This window comes from Kribbella antiqua, from assembly GCF_004345665.1.
Classification (GTDB): Bacteria; Actinomycetota; Actinomycetes; order Propionibacteriales; family Kribbellaceae; genus Kribbella; species Kribbella antiqua.
In genome coordinates, this window is sequence record NZ_SLWR01000001.1 from 566,457 (window position 1) to 588,694 (window position 22,238).

Sequence of the window (22,238 nt, forward strand, 5' to 3'; positions counted from 1 at the left end):
GCCGACAATGAACACACGAACGCGCGCCCACCCCGCCGGTCGCCCCGAGGACTGAAGGCCCACGCCGTGATCTGGGCGAATTGCTCTGGCCGCGCTGTCCGGGGCGGGACCAGCGCGTCGCTTCGTGTGCAACATCGCGTACGCAAGCTTTCGACATGTGCACCCCGATCGGATTCTCGTGGCGGCTCGGCCGGAGCAGTGGGGCGGGATCTCAGGTGGGGTCGGGCGTTCGTTGTGGCGTGGGGATGCGATGCGTCCCGGTGGGGTCGACGTGGAAGACGAAGCCGTGGGGTGTGGTCCATTCGAGGGTTTTGGGGTCGAGGCGGCGTACCTTCCAGCGGCCATGGGTTTTGAGCCGGTGGTGGTACCGGGTGAGGGGTACGAGGTTGGTGGTACCGGTCTGCTCGGTCGGGTCGAGCGGATCGTAGGGCTGGATGTGGTCCAGGTCGGTGGTGTTGGTGGTCTCCGCGGTGCCGTAGGGGAACTGTTCGGCGGGGTGGATCAGCTTGACCCGTTCCCGGATCCGGTCGGGGATCTCGTAGGCGTCGACGCTGGCGGGCTCGTTGAGGTCGATGACCGGCTTGACCACGTACGGCCCGTGGCCGACGAGTTCGGCGAGCTGGCTGGCCAGGTGCGGGCCGAGTTCCTCGACGCGCAGGACGCCGGTGCCGGTGGCGAGGGTGTGGTCGGTGAGGTGCACATAGATCTCGGTCTTCCCCGGCTGCAGTCGTCCACCACCCGCGCGACGACCCGTGCGACTGCTGGGGCCGCGGGTGCTTGAGGGCACAGCGGTCCCGTCAGTGGGCGTGGGTGTGCCGCGACAGGGCACAGCGGTTCCGTCAGAGGGCATGGGTGTCCCGCCGGAGAGTCTGGGTGTCTCGCCGGAGGGCATGACGGTTCGGCCGGACGGCACAGGTGTCCTGCCCGAGGGCATGGGTGTTGCGCCGGAGGGCATGGGTGTTGCGCCGGAGGGCAGGTGTTTCCCGCTGGGGGGCGTAGGGGTGCTGTTCGTGGTGGCGGCGTTTCCGTGGTGGTGTCTGGTGGTGTGAGCCGCAGGCGGGGTGGTGTGGGCGTCGTGCTTGATCTGGGCGAGCCGGGCCTGGAGGGCTCGCCATGCGGCCGGGTCCATCGGCTGTCCGGTGTCGTTGTCGGTGTGTGAGCTGTCCTGGTCCCTGGGTTCGGGGATGGGGCTGGGGGTGTCAAGGGGGTCGGGCAGGTCGGTTTGGCTGGGGTGGGGTGCATCGCGGTCGGCCTCGTCGTCCGGGCCGGGCTCGCTGTACTCGCTGGCCCAGTCATTGAGCAGGGCATCGTCGTCGCTGGACCTGGGCCTCTCGGCCGGCTCCGGGGAAAGGCGCACTCCTGAACCGTCACTCGGGGTGGAGGCCGCCTGGTGCCTGCTCGGGTCGATGCTCGGGGCAACACTGGATCCGTGGGGACCGCCGCCGGAGTCGCAGGAGTTGGTTGCCGGAGGCACCGGGCTGGGTCCGCCGGCGCCGTGGGTGCGGTCGGTCGTCGCCGCAGAGTCGCTGCCCGCGGCAACCCCGGATTTGGCCGAGTTGTTGTCCGGAGTGGTGGGGTCGGCGTCGCGGTCGGCGTCGCCGTCTTCCGCACTGGCGTCGTCGGGGTCGGCGGTGGATTGGGCGTGGTGGTGTTGGGCTTGGAGGAGGAGTTCTTCGGTGTAGCGGGGGTCGGCGACGATGCCGACGGCTTCGGCGCGGCGGGCGTTCAGGCCGCGGGTGTCGCCGAAGACCTTCAGGGCCTCGGCGATGCCGGCGATGGTGGCGTCGTAGCGCTTCGCGTTGCCGGTGGAGGTGCGGATGTAGATGGTGGTGGTGCCGTGGTCGTTGCCGCGGGCGACGAAGACGCCGCGTTCACGGGCCTTCTCCTCCGCGTCGGCGCGTGCGGCTGCGGCGTCGGCGTGGTACCGGGCGGCGGTGATGATCTTGTTCAGCCGGTACGGGGTGAGGGTGTCGACGATGCTGGCGACGCGCCGGTCGACGTAGCGGGCGGCGTCTTCGGACAGTTTCAGGCAGGCGACAGCGATCTGCCGGGCCTTCCACGGGGTCGCCTCACCGGCTTGCACCTTGGCCCAGGTGAAGGGGAACCGGTGCCGCAGTGCGAGGGCCTCGCCGATCAGCCGTGTCGCGACGCCGGTGGACACCCCGACCACCACGGCGAACTCGGCGGGGGCGAACTCGGCGATCTCGGGGCAGCCGTCGCCGCCGAGCACGATCGCGCGTTCGCGGCCGCCGGACGACTTGCGGCCGGGGCGGGTCGGGCAGTTGTCGGGGTGGAAGCGGTCGGCGTAGATCTGGGCGTGTTCGAGGAGCCGCGCGTCGACCCGGTTGGCCGCGGCGCGGTGGTCGGCGGCGGACTCGAGCAGGTCGGCCGTCGACAGCGAGGTCAGATCTCCTTCGAACATGTGTTCGATCTTACCTGTCCAATTGGCCGCCTGCCAAGTAGCTAAACCGCCAGAATCCCTTATCCACAAGGGAAAACATCACACTGAAAGACCCTGAGAAAACGGATATGCCGCACCGCGCGCTACTCCGCGTCGACGAGTTGCCAGTCGCGTCGCTTCGGGAGGAACCGGACCGCGCTCACCGCGACCACCACACCGAAGAGGAAGCCGGGGATCGTCCAGCGCCAGCCGGTGAAGGGCGACTCGGCTTCTGTGGATGCTGCTTGCGTGGTCTCGGGGGCCGGGGTCTGCGGGAGCTGGCTGGTGGGGCCGCTTGGAGCTACCTCGCCGGAGAGGAGGCCTAGCGAATCGAGCAGCTTGAGTAGGCGGACGGGGTCGGCGGCCCGATGCCAGGTGGGCTCGGGTGTTGGGGAGCCGGGCGTGATTTCGCTGGTGGCGATCCAGGGGCCGCCGGGCGCGTCCGGGTAGATGAAGTCGAGCCGCCACGGCGTCATGTCGTGGATCAGCCAGGTGGCGCGGACGAACCTGCCGACGTCGTGCCGCTCACTGCCGAGTCTGTCGAGCGACTCGATCCCGGTCAGCTTCTGCAGATCGGCGTACCGCTGATCCTCGTAGCCGACGGCAACCAACTTGGGCGGCGCGCTGAGCAGCACGCTGGTCGGACCACCCGCTCCGGCCGGCAGCGCGCCGACGCAACCAACGGCAAGTACAGCAACCAGGAGCCCAACGATGCGGCGGTACATGGCAACCCCTCCCTCGAGACCTACCCCAGATACACCGCCGAGGGTCAGAAGGTTCCGCGGGCCAACCGGACCGCACGGTCCTTGTCGGTGATGCCTTCGAGCCGGAACGTCACGCCGTTGCGGACCCAGACCAGCGTCGGGCCGGCGATCCGCACGCGGCGTTCAGCGCCGGAAGGATCTTCCAGGACGAGCTCGTGCGGGGTGTCGAACCAGTAGCCGCTGACCTCCTGGATGTACTCCAGGCTCGAGTAGTACTTCTTCACGTACAGCGGCGACACCTCGGCCCGGAACTGCTCCAGCCGCACCCCGTCCCAGCCGATCGCCACAAACGCCATAGATGCCTCGACACCACTGGGCGCACCCAGCTCAGCAGGCAGAGCCGGCTTGAACCCAGCAGTCCGCTCTGCATCCTCCAACGACAGCTGACCAGTCACAGCCGGTGGTCCGGCCGCGGCACTGGTCGGTGCGCTCGTGACCGGTTGCGCCCGTACTCCCCCGATGTCCAGCCACTCCGCCACAGCCGCCCGTACCGGCGGCGTCAGCGCAGCACCGGAAAGCAGCACCAGGAAGCCAGCCACGAAGGCCCGCCACCTGTCTCGCAGCCGACGACGCACAGGTACGCCGGCCACCCGCGACAGCACTGCAGCAGTCAGACCCTCCTCCACGGGAGGTACGACGGCAGAACGGCCGAGAGCCCGTAGCTCGTCGTCCAAGCTCATCGCTGCACCTCCTTGTCGGGCAGTGAGTCCCGTAGACGTCCCAGAGCGCGGTGCAGCCGCGACTTAACCGTCCCACGCGGCCAGCCGAGCACCACGGCCGTCTCCTGCTCATCCAGATCCAACAGGTAGCGACACGTCACCACCAAGCGGAAACTCTCCGGGAGCGCCCGCACAGCCGCCAAGAGCTCGCGACGCCGCTCCAGCGACACTGCCTCCTCAGCCGGATCCAGTACGACGTCCAGCGGCGCGGCCAGCTCTTCCCGGCGCGAGCGGCGACTGCGGGACCGGATAGCGTTCCGCGTCTCGTTCGCCACGATCCGCAATAACCACGGCCGGAACGCGGCTCCCGCCCGGAAGCTCCCGAGCGCCCGATAAGCCTTCACAAACGATTCCTGTACGACGTCGTCCGCGTCAGCCCCGGCCCCGAGGAACACCGCCGTACGCTTCGCCACCGAGGCATGCCGCACCACCAGCTCGCCGTACGCGGCGGACTCCCCACCCCGCACCCGAGCCAGAATCTCCGCCTCGTCGATCTGACTGATCGCGCCGCCTCCCAGTCAACTTCCAACTATTGTGACTACACCGTGCGCGGTCGGTGGGTTCCCGTGTATAAGGTCGGGATCGTGCCCGAAGTCGATGCGTCCTTCCTCGCCCTTCCCCGTCACGAGCTCGCCGAGGCCGCCCTGCAGCGGGCCAAGGACCTCGGTGCCTCGTTCGCCGAGTTCCGGCTGGAGCGAATCCGGTCGGAGTCCATCGCCTTACGCGACAGCCTGCTGGAGAGTGCCACGGACGACGAGGACCTCGGCCTCGCGGTCCGGGTCATCCACAACGGCACCTGGGGCTTCGCCGCCGGGGTCGCGCTGACGAAGGACGAGGCGGTCCAGGTCGCCGAGCAGGCCGTCAACATGGCTCAGGTGTCACGGCCGATCAATGCCGAGACGATCGAGCTCGCCGACGAGCCCGTGTACGACGACGTCACCTGGATCTCGTCGTACGAGATCGACCCCTTCAGCCTCCCGCGCGCCGAGAAGGTCGCCCTGCTGACCGACTACAGCGACCGCCTGCTCAAGGCCGAGGGTGTGGCGCACGTGAGCGTGCATGTCGCCTCGGTCCACGAGTGCAAGTACTACGCCAACTCCGCCGGCACCAGCTTCACCCAGCAGCGCGTCCGGATCGGCCCGGACATCACGGCGTACGCCGTCGACGCCGAGACCGGCCGGTTCGACTCGATGTCCAGCAACGTGCCGCCGGCCGGCCGCGGCTGGGAGTACATGACCGGCACCGGCTGGAACTGGGACGAGGAGCTCGCCCAGATCCCCGGCTGGCTCGCCGAGAAGATGGCCGCGCCGAGCGTCGAGGCCGGGGTGTACGACGTGGTGATCGACCCGACCAACCTCTGGCTCACCATCCACGAGTCGATCGGCCACGCGACCGAGCTCGACCGCGCGCTCGGCTACGAGGCCAACTACGCCGGCACCAGCTTCGCCACCACCGACAAGCTCGGCACGCTGAAGTACGGCTCGCCCGTCATGCACGTCACCGGCGACCGCACCGCCGAGCACGGCCTGTCCACCGTCGGGTACGACGACGAGGGTGTCGCCGGCCAGCAGTGGGACCTGGTCAAGGACGGCATCCTGGTCGGCTACCAGGTCGACCGCCGGATGGCCAAGGTGAACGAGGACCTGCTCGGTACGCCGCGCTCCAACGGCTGCGCGTACGCCGACTCGTCGGGCCACATCCCGATCCAGCGGATGGCCAACGTGTCGTTGCAGCCGGCCCCCAACGGTCCGTCCACCGAAGAGCTGATCGGCCGGGTCAAGAACGGCATCTACATCGTCGGCGACAAGTCCTGGTCGATCGACATGCAGCGGTACAACTTCCAGTTCACCGGGCAGCGGTTCTACAAGATCACCGACGGCAAGCTCGACGGCCAGGTCCGCGATGTCGCGTACCAGGCGACCACAACCGACTTCTGGGGCTCGATGGAGGCGGTCGGCGGCCCGCAGACGTACCTGCTGGGCGGCGCGCTCAACTGCGGCAAGGCCCAGCCGGCCCAGTCCGGCGCGGTCAGCCACGGCTGCCCGTCCGCCCTCTTCCGCAACGTCCGCATCCTCAACACCACGCAGGAGGCCGGCCGGTGACGACCGCCATTCAGCTCACCCCGCAGGACACGATCGAGCGCGGGCTGGAACTGGCCTCGGCCGAAGGTGCTGACGGCTGCGTCGTCATCGTCGCCGAGACCTCCAGCGCGAACCTCCGCTGGGCCAACAACACCCTCACCACCAACGGCGCGATGCGCGGCTCCAGTGTCACCGTGATCGCCACGGTCGGAGCCGGCGAGGGTACGGCGGCCGGCATAGTCGGCAGGTCGTCCGTCACCGACGCCTCCCTCAGCGAGATCGTCTCCGCCGCCGTCGCGACCGCCCGCTCGTCGAGCCCGGCCGAAGACGCCCGGCCGCTCGTCGACGGCACGGCCGGAGCGGGCTGGGACGAGGAGCCGGACGAAACCTCCGTCAGCGTCTACGAGAAGTTCGCCCCCGCGCTCGGCGAGACACTCAAGCGAGCCGGCCACGAGAACCGCTGGCTCTACGGCTTCGCCGACCACGAGATCACCACGGTGTACGTCGGTTCGTCCGCCGGACTGCGGCTCCGTCAGGCGCTGCCACGCGGCTTCGTCACCGCGACCGGCAAGTCCGGCGACCTGAGCCAATCGGCCTGGGTGGGTGCGGCGACCCGCGACTTCACTGACATCGACGCCCTCGCGATCGACGCGGAGCTGACCCGGCGACTCGGCTGGGCCACCCGGACCGTTGCCGTCGACCCCGGTCGGCACGCCACAGTGCTACCACCCGCAGCTGTTGCGGACCTGACGACGTACCTCTTCTGGAACCTGGACGGGCGGGATGCGTTCGAGGGACGCAGCGTCTTCTCGAAGAAGTCGGGCGGGACGCGCATCGGTGACACGCTGTCGGAGCAGCCGGTCAACCTCCGGTCGGATCCGCACCTGCCCGGGCTGGAGACGTTTCCGTTCGCGGTGGCGCGCTCGTCGGGCCGGTCGTCCAGCGTGTTCGACAACGGGCTCACGCTGACCGCGACGGACTGGATCCGCGGCGGCAAGCTCGAGGCGTTGATGACGAGCCGGCACACCGCCGAGCTGATCGGCGTACCGGAGGCGACGCCCGACATCGAGAACTATGTGCTGTCCGTGGACGGCGCGAGCGGCAGCACCGACGACCTCGTCGCCGGGCTCGAGCACGGCTTGCTGCTCACCTGCCTGTGGTACATCCGGATGGTCGATCCGCAGACGCTGCTGCTGACCGGTCTGACCCGTGACGGCGTCTACCTGGTCGAGAACGGCGAGGTGACCGGTGCCGTGAACAACTTCCGCTTCAACGAGAGCCCGGTCGACCTGCTCGGCCGGTTCACCGCGGCCGGTGCGACCGTCCCGTCGTTCTCCCGCGAGTGGGGCGACTACTTCTCCCGTACGGCGACCCCGCCACTGCTCATCCCCGACTTCAACATGTCGAGCGTCAGTCAAGCCAGCTAGCACAGCAGAACGCCCCCGCATCGGCGGGGGCGTTCTGCGCTGTACGACGATCAGACGGTCGGGTAACCCGGCTCGGCCGGACCGGCACCCGGCTGGCCGAAGCGCTCCGCGGCCTTCGGGTCGGGACCGTAGTTGTTGTCACCGGCGGTGCCCTCCTGGGCGGCGAGCACGATGTACCAGATCCAGCCGATGCAAGGAACGAGGCTGATCAGGATCCACCAGCCGCTGCGGTTCGTGTCGTGCATGCGGCGGATGCCGACGCCGATCGTCGGCAGCAGCACGGCCAGGCTGTAGATCGTGCTCAGCCAGCCGCTGCTCGACGCGCCGCCGAAGTCCGTGCCGATGATCCGGTCGATGATGCTCAGGATGATCGAGATGATCGTGCTGAACAGCGCGAACATCCAGAACTCCTTGCGCCGTGCCCGCCCGTCGAACACGGTGTACTTCTTGAGGACGTCGAGGTACCACTGCATTGGGATTTCTCCGATGGTCGAAAGGTGAGACGCGGACAGAGCCTGTCGGAACCGGTCGGGTTCGTCAATGCAACTTTTCGGTTTGGTGACGACATCGCAACCTGGCACGCCGAAGCTAGAGTGAACTTCACCTACTCGGAACGCGCCAGCGTGACCCGCCACATCCGGCGGGGCTCCGGACCTTCGTCGTACGGCGTCGCGTCGTCGAGCCGCCACCGGTCGGACAAGTCGTGGATCAGGGCTTCGTCGAAGAACCGGCCGACGAACCCGTCCTTGCGGGCCAGCCCGTCGTCCAGCTCCTGCCAGTGGGCGGCACAGCCGTCGTCCGATGACCAGACGGCGTACACGAAGAGCCCGCCGGGCCGGAGCACGCGGCGGATCTCGGCGACCAGGGAGCGCAGCTCGGCGCGCGAGAATGCCATGTTCAGCAACAGGTTCGCGAAGACCGCGTTGACCGTGGCGTCGGCCGGCGGCAGCGGATCCCGTACGTCGTGCAGCGCGGCCGTCAGGCGGTCGTCGAGGCCCTCGCGCTGCGCGTCCAGCCGCAGTTGGTCGAGTGCGGTCTCGATGATGTCGGTGGCGTGCACACTGAATCCCTGCCTGGCCAGGAACAGCGCGTCGCGGCCCTGCCCCGCGCCGAGCTCCAGCACGTCATCGATGCCCGCGGCACCGAATACCCCGGCCGCCCATTGGGCCGCCACGGACGGTTCGGTGCCGTGCAGGTGCGGGTGCTGCTCGTACGCGGTCTGCCAGCGTTCCTGCTGAGCCCTTGCGAGCTCCACATGCCCAGTACTCATGTTGCTCCCCGTGTTCGTCACGCCGGCCTGGACGACCGGCAGACCGCAGCAGCCTACGCGACAATTTGAGTAGACGTACTCACGCGGGCACCCGTTCCGGCTCGGGATAGTTGATTCGAACCCGAGGAGGAGCGATGCCCACCGCCACCGTGACCTGCCCAACGTGCAACACCACGCTGCAACTCACCGTGGAAGCAATGCCTCCGGTCTACCCGGCGCCTCCACCTCGCGGTTTCCCAACACCCCCGGTCTACCAGCCACCGCCGCCGCCCCCGATCTATCAGCCGCCGGTGCCCCAGCCTGTCGCAGCCCGCGCCACTCCCCCACGTACGCCGGTGTTCTCCGCCCAGCGCCCGCTGCCGCCACCACCGCAACCGGTCAAGCAGGTCAAACAAACGACCCACCACCGTCGCCTGAGCCCGCAGGCCACTCTGCTGAGCCTCGGCGTACTGCTTCTTCTCGCCGCCGGCGTCACCTTCCTCGCCGTGACCTGGGACAGCCTCCCTGTCCCCGTCCAGGCAGGCATCATCGGCACCCTCGCCGCGCTCGCCTTCGCCGGCTCGATCCCCGCGTCCCGCGGCAAGCTCGCCGGCACCGCCGAAGCCCTTGCCATCCTGGGTTGCGGTCTCCTCACAGTTGACCTGTACGGCGCCCGCGCCCTCGGCCTCGTCGATCCGAACGCAATCGACGGCCTCACCTACAGCGCGATCGTCTTCGGATCCGTTGCCTTGGTCAACCTCCTGATGACCCGCCTGGCCCCGAAGGTCGTCACGTACGGCGTCACCACGGTCATCGCCGGTCAGTTGCCGCTGCCGCTCGTCCTGATCGACCGGACCAGCGTGCCGGTCCTGCTGCTCGCCCTGCTGGCGCAGGTCGTCGCCACTGTCTTCCTGTCTTCCAAGGGCACCGCGATCGTACGGCGTACCGGCATCATCACCTCGACGGTCGTGTTCTGCGGCATCCTCGTCGCAGGTGTGGCGCGCGTGTTCGCCGGTCTGCTGACGAAGTACTCCTTCGACTACCGCGACCTCACCGGCGACGTGTTCACTGACGCGGTACTCAGGTCAGTCGTCTTCACCGCAGCAGTCGTTTGCTTCGCTGCCCTGGTCGGCATCGTGCTGCTGCGGAAGGTGTCCGTCTCCCGCGGCGTCGGCGAGGCGGTCTGCGCGATCGCGGCTGGCCTCGCGGTCGCGACCTGCCTCCCGCAACTCCCCGGCCCCGGCCGCTGGCTGACCACGGGCGTCGCCACGGCCCTCGCGATCACCGAGATCCTGCTGCGCTTCCGCCGTACGGCGGCGATCCTGCATGCCGCCGCCATCACTGTTGCCTCGGTCAACCTTTTGGTCTGCGTGGCGCTGGAGGATGCCCGGCAACTCGGCTTCATGGCCGCGATCCTCGCCGTCCTCGCGATCTTCGCCGCGCTCCGCAAGGCCGTCCACGAGGTCCCGGCCGCCGCGGTCGCCGGCATGAGCGCACAGGTCGCCATCGTCGTCTTCACCCTGGACGACTTCATCAGCCTCTGGGCCGGCGCCATCAGCATCGCCCTCGTCGGCGCCTGCTGCATCGGGCTGGCGTGCCGGTACGTCGGTGCGCCGCTCGAGCGCATCCTGATCGGGTCGGCGGCGAGCGCCGTACTGCTGGCCGAGATCGTCGCCCTGATGGTGTCCGCGGACACCGGCACCGGGGTCGTCCTCACCATCGCTGCCGCACCACTGGTTGCCTACGGCATGATGCCTGACCGCCGGCCCGCGCTGCTGCTGGCCGGGTTGTTCCTGATCATCGCGAACACCGCCTTCGTGCTGGCGGCCGGCGGTACGGCGATCGAGTGGTACACGGTGCCGCCCGCGGTCGTGATGATCGCCATCGGCGTGCTGGCCTGGCGAGACCAATCGAGCTGGGTCTTCCTCGGGCCCGGTCTGCTGATCGGCCTGGTGCCGTCCACGTTGATTGCCGATGGCAACGACAGCTGGATCCGGGTGACCTTCGTGGTGGCCGCGGCCTTGGCGGTCGTCGTACTCGGCGCTCAGCTCGGGCTGCAGGCACCGTTCGTGGTGGGCGCCGCCGTACTGGCCAAGGTCGGCATCTGGCAGTTCCTCGAGGTCGCCCCGCTGATCCCGCGCTGGATCACGCTGGGTGCTGCTGGCGCCGTCCTGCTGGCGGTCGGGGCGACGTACGAGCGGCGGCTCTCCCAGGCCAAACAAGCGGCGCGCTGGTTGTCGGCACTCCGGTGAAGTTTCCCCGGTGGCCCGCTGGTCCGCATACTTGGTTCGAGGAGTACGACGCGACTCGGGGGCCGGATGACCAACCGCAGCGACAGGCAGACAGCCGACGTGCTGGTGCTTGCCAATATGCTCGAGAAGCTGCGCACGCATGAAGGTCTCACCGTCGCCCGTCTGCACGCCGGCCGGTCCGGGATCGCGGAGCCGCTGATGGAGCTCGCCGCGACCCGCCGGTTCGCGAGCGTGCACGAGCTCGACGTCGCCACCGCGGCCTTCGACCTGGTCGTGAACTGCGTCCGCGACGACCTGCACGGCACCCAGCAGATCGTCGCCGACGCGATCCTCGCCCTCGGCCTGCACGCCGATACGCACGCCCGCTTCGGCGTCGACGACCGGGTCATCCGCTCCCTCTACAGCACCTCCCTCGGCCGCCGACGGGAAGCGCTGCTCAACCACTGGCACCGGTTGCACGAGGCCGTCGGTCACCAGCCGACCGAGGCCCCGAGCGACCGGGCCCTCCGCGGTACGACGGAACCCGCCGTACTGCGGGAGCTCGCCAACCAGCTCGTCCGCCGCGAGATCTACTCGGTCGGCTCGAAGACCGTCGTGATGCTCGACGCGGCGCCCGCAGCCGCCACCCAGCCCGCCGCGCCGCCGGCCGGCCGGGTCGTGGTGGTCGGCGGTGCGGTGATGGACGCGACGTGGCGGATCAAGAACCTGCCGGCGCCGGAGACGTCGAGTGAGGCCTACGGCTTCGACCTGTCACCCGGCGGCAAGGCGCTGACGCAGGCGGTCGCGACCGCGCGGCTCGGGCTGCAGACGTCACTGATCGCCGCGGTCACCGACGACCGGTTCGGCGAGGAGATCATGCAGTACCTCGAGGACGAGGGCGTGGACACGTCCCTGGTCAAGCGGGTGCGCGGCCGCCGTACGCCGTTCACGGGAGTCTTCGAGAAGGAGCTGGGCGACAGCATCGCGGTCAACTGGCGGAACCAGAGCGACGTACATCTGGCGCCGGAGGACATGGACGAGCGGCGCGATCAGCTGGTCGACTGCGACGCGTTGCTGGTGACCTTCGAGGTGCCGCGGGAGACGATGCAGCGCACGCTCGCACTCGCGCCCCGCGGTGTGGACAACCGGCCGATCGTGGTCGTCACACCAGGTCAGCCGTACGTCGACGAGCGCATCTCGCGGGACGCCTTCCCCCGGATCGACTACCTGGTGGCGCACCCGTGGGAGCTGAGGAATTTCACGTCCCAGGGCCAGATGCCGTTCGATCCCGACCCGGTCGCGCGGAACCTGCTCGCGTTCGGGGTGGAGTCGCTCTGCATGCTGGTCAACGGCGGCTGCACGGTCTATTCAGGCCCCGCCCACGAGGTCATCAGCGTTCCGACCATCCCCTCGATCTACAAGGAGTCGGCGACCTCCCGCGACGCCTTCTGCGCGGCGCTGGCGGCCAAGCTGATCGACAACGGCGGGAAGTTCTCCGGTCAGGTCGCGCTGTGGGCGGCGGCCGCCATGTCCTGCGCGACCGCCGACTTCCCACTCACCAACTCGATGCCGGACCGCAAGCGCATCGACGCATTGCTGGCCCGCTCGCCGTTCACCGTCAACGGCGGAGGCGGCGTCGGCTAGCCGCCGGCACCGGCTCTGTTTCACCCTTGACACGGCAGCAGAAGATCAGCGAGTCCAGCAACTTGGCTCGGCTCTGCTCGAAGCGGCCGCCGGGATTGGCCTTGCGGAGCTCACTCAGATTCGCGCCGCCGAAGCGGGTGCGCAGTTGGCGCGGGCTGGCGTAGACGCTGTCGACGTACAGGTAGGGACGCGCCTCGATCGACATCCATTCCTGCCAGTTGGCAGCCCGGTAGCTGGATCCGGTGAAGCCGAGATTCGGATCGACGGCGGTGGTGAGCAGTTGCACGCCCGGGACCTCGCGCCGGACCACCTGCCGGACTTTCGCCAGGAGATAGGAGATCGCATTCACGGGGGCGACGTCGAAGGAATACACCCGGGACACGTCCCAGACCGCCTGCATCGGTACGTCGAACTGGGTCTGCAGTTGCCGTCCGACCTTCATCCATTCCAGCGGCGAAACGCTGCACAACGTCACCGGCAGCAGGTTCACCGGGTCCACCAGGGCGAAGTTCAGCGAGCCGGCCCGGGCGCTGCGCAGGTAATGCAGATTGCTGAAGATCTGGTCCGCGTCACTGCTCGGAACCCGCACGAAACGCAGGTCGGTGAGATCGAATTTGTCTTTCGGAATGAGACTTTCGATATCGCGTTGATCGCGCCGTAACCGGGCCGCGTTGCGATTCAGTTCGGCGATCACCTGAGTCCGGCTTACTGTTCCGTTGGGCCGCGCCAGCCGGGGTAAGTGAAGCAAGGTCCGGACGCTCAGCGCGCGACTCGGAACGCCGTGCCTGCGCACGGCGTCGGTCAGCAGGTCGGCGAAGCCCGGTGCATGCATTCGGCAATCATCGAGCGAAAGCCGAGGCGCTTGAGGTGGCACTGGGGACCTCGGAGCTACTGGGACTGGAGGCGGTGGGACGACCGCGGAAGCCACCGGACCGGTGGGCGTGATTACCACCCGAGAATGCTAGCGGACAGTTGCCGCGACCTCGCAACTTCCCAAGCAGACGAGTTTTGGCGGCGTGTTGCCACCCTTCCTGCCAGTTGGCAAGCGCAGGTTTGCCAACTGGCGGCGAACGGTACGCCAAAAGCTACCGGCGTATCGCCGGCCGTTGCCAAATCCTCACCTCCCGGTCGGGGCAATGCGCCAAAATCATGTCCGGACAAAGAAGACAGTGCCAAATTTTCTGGATTGACAACCGATTGTCGCGGCGTTCACTGAAAGCGTAACCACCACCGCCGATCAGCCGCCTCACTCTAACCCAGCAGCGGCAAAAGACAAGTAGCCCAAGGGAAGTGAACCGAAGGAAAAGAGGACACGCCATGCCTCCCAACGAATTCGTCGCGACAATCGTCGTCCTGGCCAGCGCGATACTCCTGATCTCCTTCTGGAAACAGATTCTGTTCATTCTGCTCTTCGGAGTGGTCATGGTCTTCTGCTTCGGCCTCTACAACGTCGCAACCGCCATGGGCCGCTGACGTCCCATCGCACGACGCCCCGCCCGGGACTGTCCCGGGCGGGTATTTTTCGTAGGCTCGCAGACGTGAGTGACTCCGCCGCGGATCTCAGCCTGACCGAGGTGCTCCCATTACTGGAGCAGCGCAAACTCTCCGCGCGCGAACTCGTCGAGGATTGCCTGCGCCGGATCGACCTCGCCGAGGCCGCGATTCGGGCCTTCGTCACCCGCACTCCCGGACTTGCACTCGCCGCCGCGCAGCGCGCCGACGAGGCCCGGGCGAAAGGTGAGCCGTGTGGACCACTGGCCGGCGTACCGGTCGCGGTCAAGGATCTCTTCCTCACCAAAGGAGTGCTCACCACCGCAGGAAGCCAGGTCCTCGCCACCTACGTCCCGGCCGAGGACGCCGCCGTCTGGGAGCGTCTCGCTGCCGCCGGAGCGGGCCTGCTCGGCAAGACCACCACGCACGAGTTCGCCTACGGTACGGCGTCCGCGCCGACAGCCAACCCTTGGGACGTACGCCGTACTCCCGGTGGATCGTCGGGCGGATCCGCAGCCGCGCTGGCCGCACGCATGGCGCCGATCGCGACCGGGACCGACACCGGTGGTTCGCTGCGCATCCCGGCCGCGGCCTGCGGGGTAAGCACTCTTCGCAGCGCCCACGGCCGCATCTCCCGGTACGGCGTGATCCCGCTGAGCCCTTCGTTCGACGTCGCCGGGCCGATGGCACGCCGGATGCTCGACATCTCCATCCTGATGCGAGTGCTGGCCGGACGTGACCCCCGTGACCAGGCGACGCGTGACGAGCCATGTCCGTCGTACCCACTCGAACCGCCGCGCGATCTCGCCGGGGTCCGCATCGGCCTGCCGATCGATATGTCCTGGAAGCACGTGGACGAGCGAATCGCGGTCGTCTGCCGGGAGGCGCTCGGACTACTGGTCGCGCGGGGCGCGCAACTGGTCGAGATCGACACCCCGCCGAACGCGAAGGTGGTCCTGGAGAAGTCCACCGGCGTCTTCGACACCATCAACGAGACCGAGGCGCACCAGATCCACGACCCGCTGGTCCCGCACAGCCACCTCTACACGCCGCAGGTGCGCGAACGCGTCCGCAAAGGCGAACAAATCAGCAAGCAGCGGTACGACGAAGCCCTCCGCCTCCGGCAGCTCTGGACGCAGGACTGGCGCAGCATCCTCACCACGCACCGCCTGGACGCGATCGCCCACCCGACAATCGATGCGGCCCCTCCGCTCATCGATCCCGCCGGACCGCCGAAAGGACCACGGATCCGGCTCTCGGTCCCCTGGTCGATCGCCGACTTCCCAGCGCTCAGTGTGCCCGCCGGGTTCGACGAGCGCGGCCTACCGGTGGGCCTGTCGCTGGCAGGACTCCCCGAACGCGAAGCGGAGCTCCTCGGCCTCGCCATCCTGATCGACGAGGAACTGCAACTCTGGCGACACGGCCCGCCTGTCTAAGGCCTGTGCAGTGGGTTCGGGATGCGGCCGGTGGCCGGAATCGGCGGGCGGGTGTCGAGGTCGGCGTACCCGAGCGTCAGGCGGTAGCCGTTGAGGGGGTAGCGGGCGAAGGTTTCGTCGAGGAGGCCGGTCGCGGCCAGGCGGTCGGCGTACTCGGGATGTTGGTCGGTATAGAGCACGACCTCGCCGCGGACCATGTCCCAGAACTCTTTTCCGGAGAGCAGACCGGCATCAGCCAGTAGATCGGACAGTGGGTTGAGGACGCCGAGCAGCAGGGCGTCGACCAGGTACTGGCGGAGGATGTGCCAGGGCTTGCGGGGTAGCACGCGGTCGTGCGAGTCGGGTTCGATGCCGCGGGCAACGACCGGATCGGTGGAGACGTTGATGTCGTCGACCAGGTCCTTGATCACGAGCCGCGCCGGCAGCCCTTCGGGTCCGCAAATCACCGCCAGGTTCTCGCCGTGCGGATTGACGGTGATGCCGTAGTGGTGCATCAGATGGAGCAGCGGCTTGAGCAGGACGGACAGCAGCTGCGCCACCCACGCCCGAGCGTCCGCACCGGACTTCGCGATCAAGGCTTCGACGAGCGGTCCGCTCGGAGTGACATGCAGTACGGCGGCCAGCGGCCAAGCGGACTCGTTGGGCTGCAGCCGGGGGTCGAGCGGATCACGCCAGATGCAGCCGAGCGTCTCCGTCCACTGGTACGGGATGCCAGCTGCGGACAGTTGCGGGTGGCGGACAGTCACAGACGCGACCTCACCGAGCAGCTCGGTGCACCTGAGGACTTCGTCGCGTTGCCAGAGGCCACGCAACCACTGGGTGATCATCGGCGCCGCCAGCGTGCAGTGCGTCGGGATGCCGCGGTACACCGAGGTGTTGAGGATCTTCAGCGGCAGCTTCACCTGGTACCGCTGCGGCTGCGAGATGTTCACCATCGTCCGGATCGACTGCGTCGGCAGGTACTCGTCCGGGCCCTCTCCGAGTACGACGATCTCGCCGCTAGCCAGCTCACGCGCCCACTGCGTCCGTACGACGTGGTCCAGCTGCCACGGGTGACATGGCAGCCACACGTAGTCGTCTAGTTCAGCCTTGAAGGCGTCATGCCCCAACTCACGTGCGACCACAGCATGCTCAGACAGGTCCGGCGTACCCCGGAACTCCGCCAGCCCACGTCGTACGGCGAGCCACACCAACCGCAACGGAGTACGAGCCTCTGGGGCATAGCGCGCACTGTCTTCCGCCGAGAAGCCCAGTCGCCCCTTGTTGGCCACCAGCAACGGATGGCCGGTCAGATGACCCTCCAACCGGCTGTGGTGCAGGTCCAACAGCTCGGACTGGTCAACAGCAGTAGTAGCCATCCGTACGTCGGCAGCCAGCGTGCTGGAGAGTTCTGCGACGTACCCGGCCACCGTGGACCCGTCGATCCCCAGTACGACGGCCGCGTCGACGAGGAACTGCACTGGGTCGGTAGCGATCTCACTCTCGTCGTTGCCCAAGATGCCGGCGGTGGTACGACGTACTGAGTCAGGAGCGACCCGCCAGCTGCCGAACGCGCCGCGGGTGGCGGAGAAGGTGTACGAGACGTGGCCGAGGTCCAGGCGGTTGTCGACTGGCTGCAGCAGGTTCTCCGTGCAGAACTGGGAGATCAGCTTCGCCAGCAGCTCTGACGAACAGCGGGTCCAGACAGTCATGCGGGAATGCTGAAGCTGGTGAAGGCAGTGGACTTGGGCAACCGGAACACCTCACGTCCAGCGACGGCGTTGAGGATCGTTGCGTTCCGGATCGCCCCGATGCCGAGGTCAGGCGCCGCGACGCCGTGGCTGTGCAGATCCGCGTTGGACACGAACAGCCGACCGGCCAGTGCGTCGTCCGTCTCGACACTGTGGTCTCTGTTGATCACCCAGCGCCCTGCGGCGTCACGCCGTACTGAGTCTTCCAGCGAGGTCATGAAAGGCAGTCGACGGTTGCGGTAGCCGGTCGCGGCCACGACCGCCTCTGTCACGTGCTGGAAGGTTTTGCCGCTGTCGGTGTGCTGCAGCGTCATCTCGATGCCGTCTGCTCGAGTAACAGCCGACACCACGGCCACGCCACACTGCAGCTCGACCGGTGCGATCGGCACGGCGCTGAAATCCCGCTGGTAGAGCACGTCGTGGATGTCGTCGAGTGTGTCCGACGAGATGCCCTTGTAGTGCCGCCACTGCTCCTTGACCAGCTTGTCGCGCGTCGACTCGTCCAGCGTGTGGAAGTAGTCGACGTACGACGGTGTCGTCATCTCGAGCACCAGCTTCGAGTAGTCCAGCGGTGCGAAGGACGGCGTACGGGTCAGCCAGGACACTGCGGGTCCGCCGGCTGCGTTGGCCCGCAGCAGGTCTAGCGCGCACTCAGCACCGGACTGACCCGAGCCCACAACTGTCACTCGGCCCGTCTGGAGCAGGTCGTCGCGACGGAACAGGTAGTCGGCAGAGTGCAGGAAGCGCTCCTCGGGGAGTCCGGCGAGCGCTGCGGGCACAGACGGCTCGGTGCCGACGCCGACCACCAGATGCCTCGCTTCAAACGTCTCGATGGAGTCACCGCGCTCCACGGTCAGTGTGAAGGCGTCGTCTTGCCACGACACGTCCCGGACGTGGTGACCGAAGTGCAAGGAGTCCAGCTGCGCCGCGCACCACCGCAGATAGGCCTCGTACTCGCGTCGGGTCGGGTGGAACTTCTCCCGGACGTAGAACTGGTAGAGCCGGTCGTTGTCGCGCAGATAGGACAGGAAAGACAGCGGGTGGGCCGGCTCGACCAGGCTGACCAGGTCGGCGAGGAACGACACCTGCAGCATCGCGTCGTCGAACATCAGCCCGCGGTGCCAGGTGAACTCCGGGCGGCTGTCCAGCACCGCCAGGCGCACGTCGTCCACCCCGTCGGCCAGTGCGGCGAGCCCGAGGTTGAAGGGCCCGCAGCCGATCGCGATCACGTCATACATGTCATGCCTCCCTATTGCTGCATGGTCCTGGTGCGGACCATCAGTAGTGCTGTCTTCTCGGGTAGCTGTAGCTCCCCTTGCTGGACGAACCCGGCCGCAGCGAACGCACGGACGGACGGCGTGTTGTCGATGTCGGGCTCGGCCACGACGCGCTCACACTGTGGATCGGCTCGCAGCAACGCGTCAGCCAGTGCACGGAGCAGCTGGCGGCCCAGGCCTCGGCCGACGCGGGTGACGTCGCCGATGGCGACATGGACTCCCCAGTCGTGGTCGTGGCTGGCGTAGTACTCGGCCAGCCGGTCGTGCCGGACCCGGTAGACCTCTACGTACCCGAAGTCTTGGGAGTCGACTGCGGCGACACATGGGATCGAGTGCTCACCCGCGGACTGTGTGCTGAGCTCCTGCGCCCAGCGCTCCACCGGCCAGTCCTGCTGCCACCACCGCTGGATGTGCGGCTGTGCCATCCACAGCGCGATCCTGGCGGCATCCGCAGGTACGGCGGGGCGGAGGTCGAAGCCGTTGTCGAGATGCAGCATCGGCGCGACCTCACACCTCACTTGTCACCTAGCCGTAGGGGGTTGGGGATGTCTAGGTAGACGGACTGCGCGTCCAGGGGTGCCACGACCTCGTCGATGCCCTTCAGCCGCGTGAGCATGTTCGCCTTACAGGGCAGGGTCTCCGCGTCCAGCCAGCGTCTCGGCAGTCTGTCGCCGTCAGGGCCTGCGGCCTTCAGTAGCGGCAGCGCCAGCGTCAGCCGGTCGCGCACCACTGCGAGCAGCTCATCCTCATCTGCCACACCATCCGCTGCCAGACAGCCCACAACAGCGAGCGCCTGGTTGTGCAGCAGGTAGTAGGTCAGCCGGTCGTCCACAATCGCGTCCTCGACCACAGCCAGTGTGGAGTCCCGCAGACCAGTCACAGCCAGCAGTCCACGCAGGTACGACGAGGCGAGGTAGTAGCCCTGGTTGTCGCGGTAGGCACCACCCTTGATCCGCCCAGCGCCGTCCATCCGCACCAGCGTGTTCTGCTGATGCGCCTCCAGCCCGATCCCCGTCTCGGCGTACAGGTGCAGCATCGGCACCAGCACGTTGTCGATGTACGACGCCACCCACGCGGCCGGGTCCTCAGCGGCGTACTCACTCAGACGGCTGACCCCACCGGGCCGCGGTGCGACCAGTCCGGCGACGCACCCGTAGCTGTCGACGTCAGCCGGCACCTCCCGCACGGCGACGTCCAGGCCGGTGAGCGCCGGTCCACCCTCGTCCAGGGCCACCCAGGCCGGGTCTCGGACGATGGTGAAGCGCGGGTGCGCGGTCGCCGTACCGGCGTTGTACGCCGCGTCCAGCAACCTGTTGATCTCCAGACCGCGCCGCAGCTCGGTCGGAGTGGACTCACGCTTGGAGTTGGTGATGCGCAGCCCGAGGGACAGCTTGAGCATCACCGGCAGGTCCGGGTGGTAGACGGTCCGCAGGCTGGAGGTCGGGTACCACTGGGCTCCCTGCGGACCGAGCGCTTTCACACGGCCCGCTTCGACCAGCTTGGCCACTCGCGGCCGCTGCAGGACCGCCTGAGCCTGCCATGGGTGCGCAGGGATCAGCACTCGCCCAGCCGACGGAGTGATGCCGGCCAGCGCGCCCATCAGCTGCAAAGCGTCCAGTCCCTGCAGCGAGGGCGCGCCGGCCACCTGGTCCGACGACACCAGCTCGGCATCGGCTTCGAACCAGTGCACTGCGAAGCGGCCGCCGAGCTCCGGCGAGTACGCCGCCAGCTCGTCACCGCTCAGCCCATCCCGGCTCTTCGGCGCCGGATGGTTCAGATGACCGAACAGCAGCGCCTGCTCAACCTCCAGAAAGCGACCAGGGCCGCGGTCACCCTGGTCCGCCACGAAACGCGCCACGTTCCGGACCGACTCCGCCGTACGCGCGGCGAGATCGTCGACCTCACCCGGGTCCGCACCCTTGGACAGCAGCCTGACCAGTCCCTCCGGAGCCGGCGGCGTGCCGTCCACCAGTACGTCGGTGAACTGATGCAGGCCGGTCCGCGACGCATGCTCGACCCAAACCGTCACGGTCGACTCATCGGCTTTGAATGTCAGCGGCCCAACCGCGACCGGGATCGCTGTCTCTCTGGTGTAGCACCGCAGGATCGCATTGAGGTGTGCAGCAACCGCTATCGATGTCACGCCGCTCCTTCGCCACTCTCCGCCCGGACGTCGAGACCGGTGGCCACGACCTGATCGAGGAGGTCCTCGATGTCCGACGCGGTGGCGTTCGGGTTCAGCAGCGTCAGCTTCAACGCGACCGCCGCCGGACGGCCGCCGCGGGCCGGCAGCTTGGTCCGGCCGATCAGCACCCGCCCGGACGTCAGCAACCGGCGCCGGACCTCTCCCTGGAGACCGTCCACCTCGGCCGCCTCCAGGCCCTGCCCGGCGACCCGGAACAACACCGTGGTCAGGGTCACCGGCGCCAGCAACTCGAGGTTGCTATCGGCAACGACCCGGGCCGCGGCGGCGTGCGCGAGCTCGTGGCAGGTGTCGAGCATCTTGCCCAGTCCGGCGCGTCCGTATGCCCTCAAAGTGGTGGCGACTTTGACCGCGTCAGGGCGGCGGGTGGTCTGCAGGCTGCGGCCGAGCAACCCGTCGAGACCGGAGTCGATGTCGTCGGCCGGGTTCAGGTAGTCCACCGAACGCCCGAACGAGGCGAACCGGTTCCGGTCCGCCACCAGCAGCACGCTGGTCGCGGCCGGCTGCCAGCCGATCTTGTGCAGATCCAGCGTCACCGAGTCGGCATGCGGCAGCTCGGCGAGCAGCGGCGCGAGCTGGTCGGAGAACAACGCACCGAACCCGTACGCCGCGTCCACATGCATCCAGGCGCCGTACTGCCGGGCCAAGGCCGCGATCTCCGCGATCGGGTCGATCGAGCCGTAGTCCGTCGTACCGGCGGTGGCGACGACCGCGACCGGCGTACGGCCAGGCTTGGCGAGCTCGTCCTCGAGTACGTCGGTCCGCATCCGGAAGTCCTCGTCACTCGCGATCGTAATCGCCGCCTGCTCCCCGAGCCCGAGGGCGGCACAGGCTCGCTGGACGGAGAAATGCGCCAACTCGGAGCAGAACACCACTGGCTGATCGAGCCCCTGCAGCCCATTCCGTCGTACGTCGACACCTGCCGCGGCGGCGGCGCTGTCGCGGGCGATCAGGACGGCGAGCAGGTTGGAGATCGAGCCGCCGGGCGTGAGTACGCCGTCAGCCTCGGGACCGAAGCCGCCCAGCCCGGCCAGCGCCTTGACCACCCACTGCTCGATCGCGAGCGTCGCCGGGCCGGAGTCGTACGTGTCCATCGAGGCATTGCTCGCCGACGCCAGCGCATCCGCATCCACCGCAACCTGCAACACCGGCGGCTGCAGATGAGCCGCCGCGTGCGGATGACTCAGATCAATCCCGCTCTCCGCCAGCAACCCCGCAATCAAATCAAGCGCCGCCGACTCCCCCACCCCGGTCGCCGGAACCCGCGCCTCCCCCAGCACCTGCTGCGCCCGCAGCAACACCTCACCCGGCGACCCGTGCGGCAACGGTCCACGGGCACGATCCGACACAGTCGAGGCCAGCGGCCACGGCGAATCGGAGGGGCTGCGCACGGGCGAAGGCAGCGCGGTCAGACGCGCGAACTGCGGCATCCAGATCTCCCGGGAAGTTGTCGAGTAAGGCAACCCTTACTAAGGCAGCCCTAACTTTTGTCCCGGCTCACACACGGTGTCAACTCCACCACCCCCGACGTGGCGAGACTCACTGA

At 68.1% G+C, this 22,238-nt stretch carries 18 protein-coding genes; 6 read left to right on the plus strand and 12 right to left on the minus strand.

The genetic code is table 11. The features are described from left to right. Positions 1 to 211: 211 nt before the first annotated feature. The 4 genes from EV646_RS39800 to EV646_RS02830 form a co-directional block, all read right to left on the minus strand. Positions 212 to 2,422: an HNH endonuclease signature motif containing protein gene (locus EV646_RS39800; RefSeq protein WP_132143557.1), complete on the minus strand. Its 2,211-nt coding sequence runs from the start codon at positions 2,420 to 2,422 to the stop codon at positions 212 to 214. Positions 2,423 to 2,544: 122 nt separating this feature from the next. After that, positions 2,545 to 3,165, minus strand: a complete 621-nt coding sequence (locus EV646_RS02820; protein ID WP_132143559.1) for a hypothetical protein — start codon at positions 3,163 to 3,165, stop codon at positions 2,545 to 2,547. 44 nt (positions 3,166 to 3,209) lie between these two features. Then, positions 3,210 to 3,884, minus strand: a complete 675-nt coding sequence (locus EV646_RS02825) for a hypothetical protein (protein ID WP_132143561.1) — start codon at positions 3,882 to 3,884, stop codon at positions 3,210 to 3,212. Then, a complete protein-coding gene (locus tag EV646_RS02830; RefSeq protein WP_241995175.1) occupies positions 3,881 to 4,390 on the minus strand; it encodes an RNA polymerase sigma factor in 510 nt (169 codons plus the stop codon). Before EV646_RS02830 ends, EV646_RS02825 begins: the two co-directional genes overlap by 4 nt. Before the next feature lie 117 nt (positions 4,391 to 4,507). Here EV646_RS02830 and EV646_RS02835 point away from each other — a divergent pair, with 117 nt between their 5' ends. Further along, positions 4,508 to 6,025: a TldD/PmbA family protein gene (locus EV646_RS02835; protein WP_241995176.1), complete on the plus strand. Its 1,518-nt coding sequence runs from the start codon at positions 4,508 to 4,510 to the stop codon at positions 6,023 to 6,025. Then, positions 6,022 to 7,431 (plus strand): TldD/PmbA family protein, encoded by a 1,410-nt coding sequence (locus EV646_RS02840; protein WP_132143565.1) that lies wholly within the window; start codon positions 6,022 to 6,024, stop codon positions 7,429 to 7,431. Before EV646_RS02835 ends, EV646_RS02840 begins: the two co-directional genes overlap by 4 nt. Positions 7,432 to 7,481: 50 nt before the next feature. Here EV646_RS02840 and EV646_RS02845 read toward each other — a convergent pair whose 3' ends face one another. Continuing rightward, positions 7,482 to 7,904, minus strand: a complete 423-nt coding sequence (locus tag EV646_RS02845) for a DUF805 domain-containing protein (RefSeq protein WP_132143567.1) — start codon at positions 7,902 to 7,904, stop codon at positions 7,482 to 7,484. A 131-nt stretch (positions 7,905 to 8,035) separates the two neighbouring features. Next, positions 8,036 to 8,701, minus strand: coding sequence for a class I SAM-dependent methyltransferase (locus EV646_RS02850; RefSeq protein WP_132143569.1), 666 nt, complete (start codon positions 8,699 to 8,701; stop codon positions 8,036 to 8,038). Between the two features lie 290 nt (positions 8,702 to 8,991). Here EV646_RS02850 and EV646_RS02855 point away from each other — a divergent pair, with 290 nt between their 5' ends. Together EV646_RS02855 and EV646_RS02860 are read left to right on the plus strand one after the other, a co-directional pair. Then, positions 8,992 to 10,932 (plus strand): SCO7613 C-terminal domain-containing membrane protein, encoded by a 1,941-nt coding sequence (locus tag EV646_RS02855; protein ID WP_241995177.1) that lies wholly within the window; start codon positions 8,992 to 8,994, stop codon positions 10,930 to 10,932. 66 nt (positions 10,933 to 10,998) lie between these two features. Further along, positions 10,999 to 12,555 (plus strand): carbohydrate kinase family protein, encoded by a 1,557-nt coding sequence (locus EV646_RS02860; protein ID WP_132143571.1) that lies wholly within the window; start codon positions 10,999 to 11,001, stop codon positions 12,553 to 12,555. On the opposite strand, the gene EV646_RS02865 is transcribed toward EV646_RS02860, so the two are convergent. After that, positions 12,530 to 13,387: a Mom family adenine methylcarbamoylation protein gene (locus EV646_RS02865; protein WP_132143573.1), complete on the minus strand. Its 858-nt coding sequence runs from the start codon at positions 13,385 to 13,387 to the stop codon at positions 12,530 to 12,532. The genes EV646_RS02860 and EV646_RS02865 overlap by 26 nt on opposite strands. Positions 13,388 to 13,872: 485 nt before the next feature. Between EV646_RS02865 and EV646_RS38750 the strand changes: the two genes are divergently transcribed. Next, positions 13,873 to 14,028: a hypothetical protein gene (locus EV646_RS38750; protein WP_158290890.1), complete on the plus strand. Its 156-nt coding sequence runs from the start codon at positions 13,873 to 13,875 to the stop codon at positions 14,026 to 14,028. A gap of 65 nt (positions 14,029 to 14,093) precedes the next feature. Then, positions 14,094 to 15,482, plus strand: coding sequence for an amidase (locus tag EV646_RS02870; protein WP_158290891.1), 1,389 nt, complete (start codon positions 14,094 to 14,096; stop codon positions 15,480 to 15,482). Here the strand turns inward: EV646_RS02870 and EV646_RS02875 are convergent. From EV646_RS02875 to EV646_RS02895, 5 genes are read right to left on the minus strand one after another with little or no spacing between them, the layout of a single operon-like run. Next, the gene (locus tag EV646_RS02875; RefSeq protein ID WP_132143577.1) at positions 15,479 to 17,173 is read right to left on the minus strand and encodes an IucA/IucC family protein; all 1,695 of its coding nucleotides are present in this window, start codon (positions 17,171 to 17,173) and stop codon (positions 15,479 to 15,481) included. The genes EV646_RS02870 and EV646_RS02875 overlap by 4 nt on opposite strands. After that, positions 17,170 to 18,450 carry a lysine N(6)-hydroxylase/L-ornithine N(5)-oxygenase family protein gene (locus EV646_RS02880; RefSeq protein ID WP_132143579.1) on the minus strand — a complete coding sequence of 427 codons (1,281 nt, stop codon included), beginning with the start codon at positions 18,448 to 18,450 and terminating at the stop codon, positions 17,170 to 17,172. Before EV646_RS02880 ends, EV646_RS02875 begins: the two co-directional genes overlap by 4 nt. An 11-nt stretch (positions 18,451 to 18,461) precedes the next feature. After that, positions 18,462 to 18,986, minus strand: a complete 525-nt coding sequence (locus EV646_RS02885) for a GNAT family N-acetyltransferase (RefSeq protein ID WP_241995178.1) — start codon at positions 18,984 to 18,986, stop codon at positions 18,462 to 18,464. A 17-nt stretch (positions 18,987 to 19,003) separates the two neighbouring features. Continuing rightward, positions 19,004 to 20,632 carry an IucA/IucC family protein gene (locus EV646_RS02890; protein WP_132143582.1) on the minus strand — a complete coding sequence of 543 codons (1,629 nt, stop codon included), beginning with the start codon at positions 20,630 to 20,632 and terminating at the stop codon, positions 19,004 to 19,006. Continuing rightward, positions 20,629 to 22,122: a pyridoxal phosphate-dependent decarboxylase family protein gene (locus EV646_RS02895; protein WP_132143583.1), complete on the minus strand. Its 1,494-nt coding sequence runs from the start codon at positions 22,120 to 22,122 to the stop codon at positions 20,629 to 20,631. Before EV646_RS02895 ends, EV646_RS02890 begins: the two co-directional genes overlap by 4 nt. Positions 22,123 to 22,238: the final 116 nt, after the last annotated feature.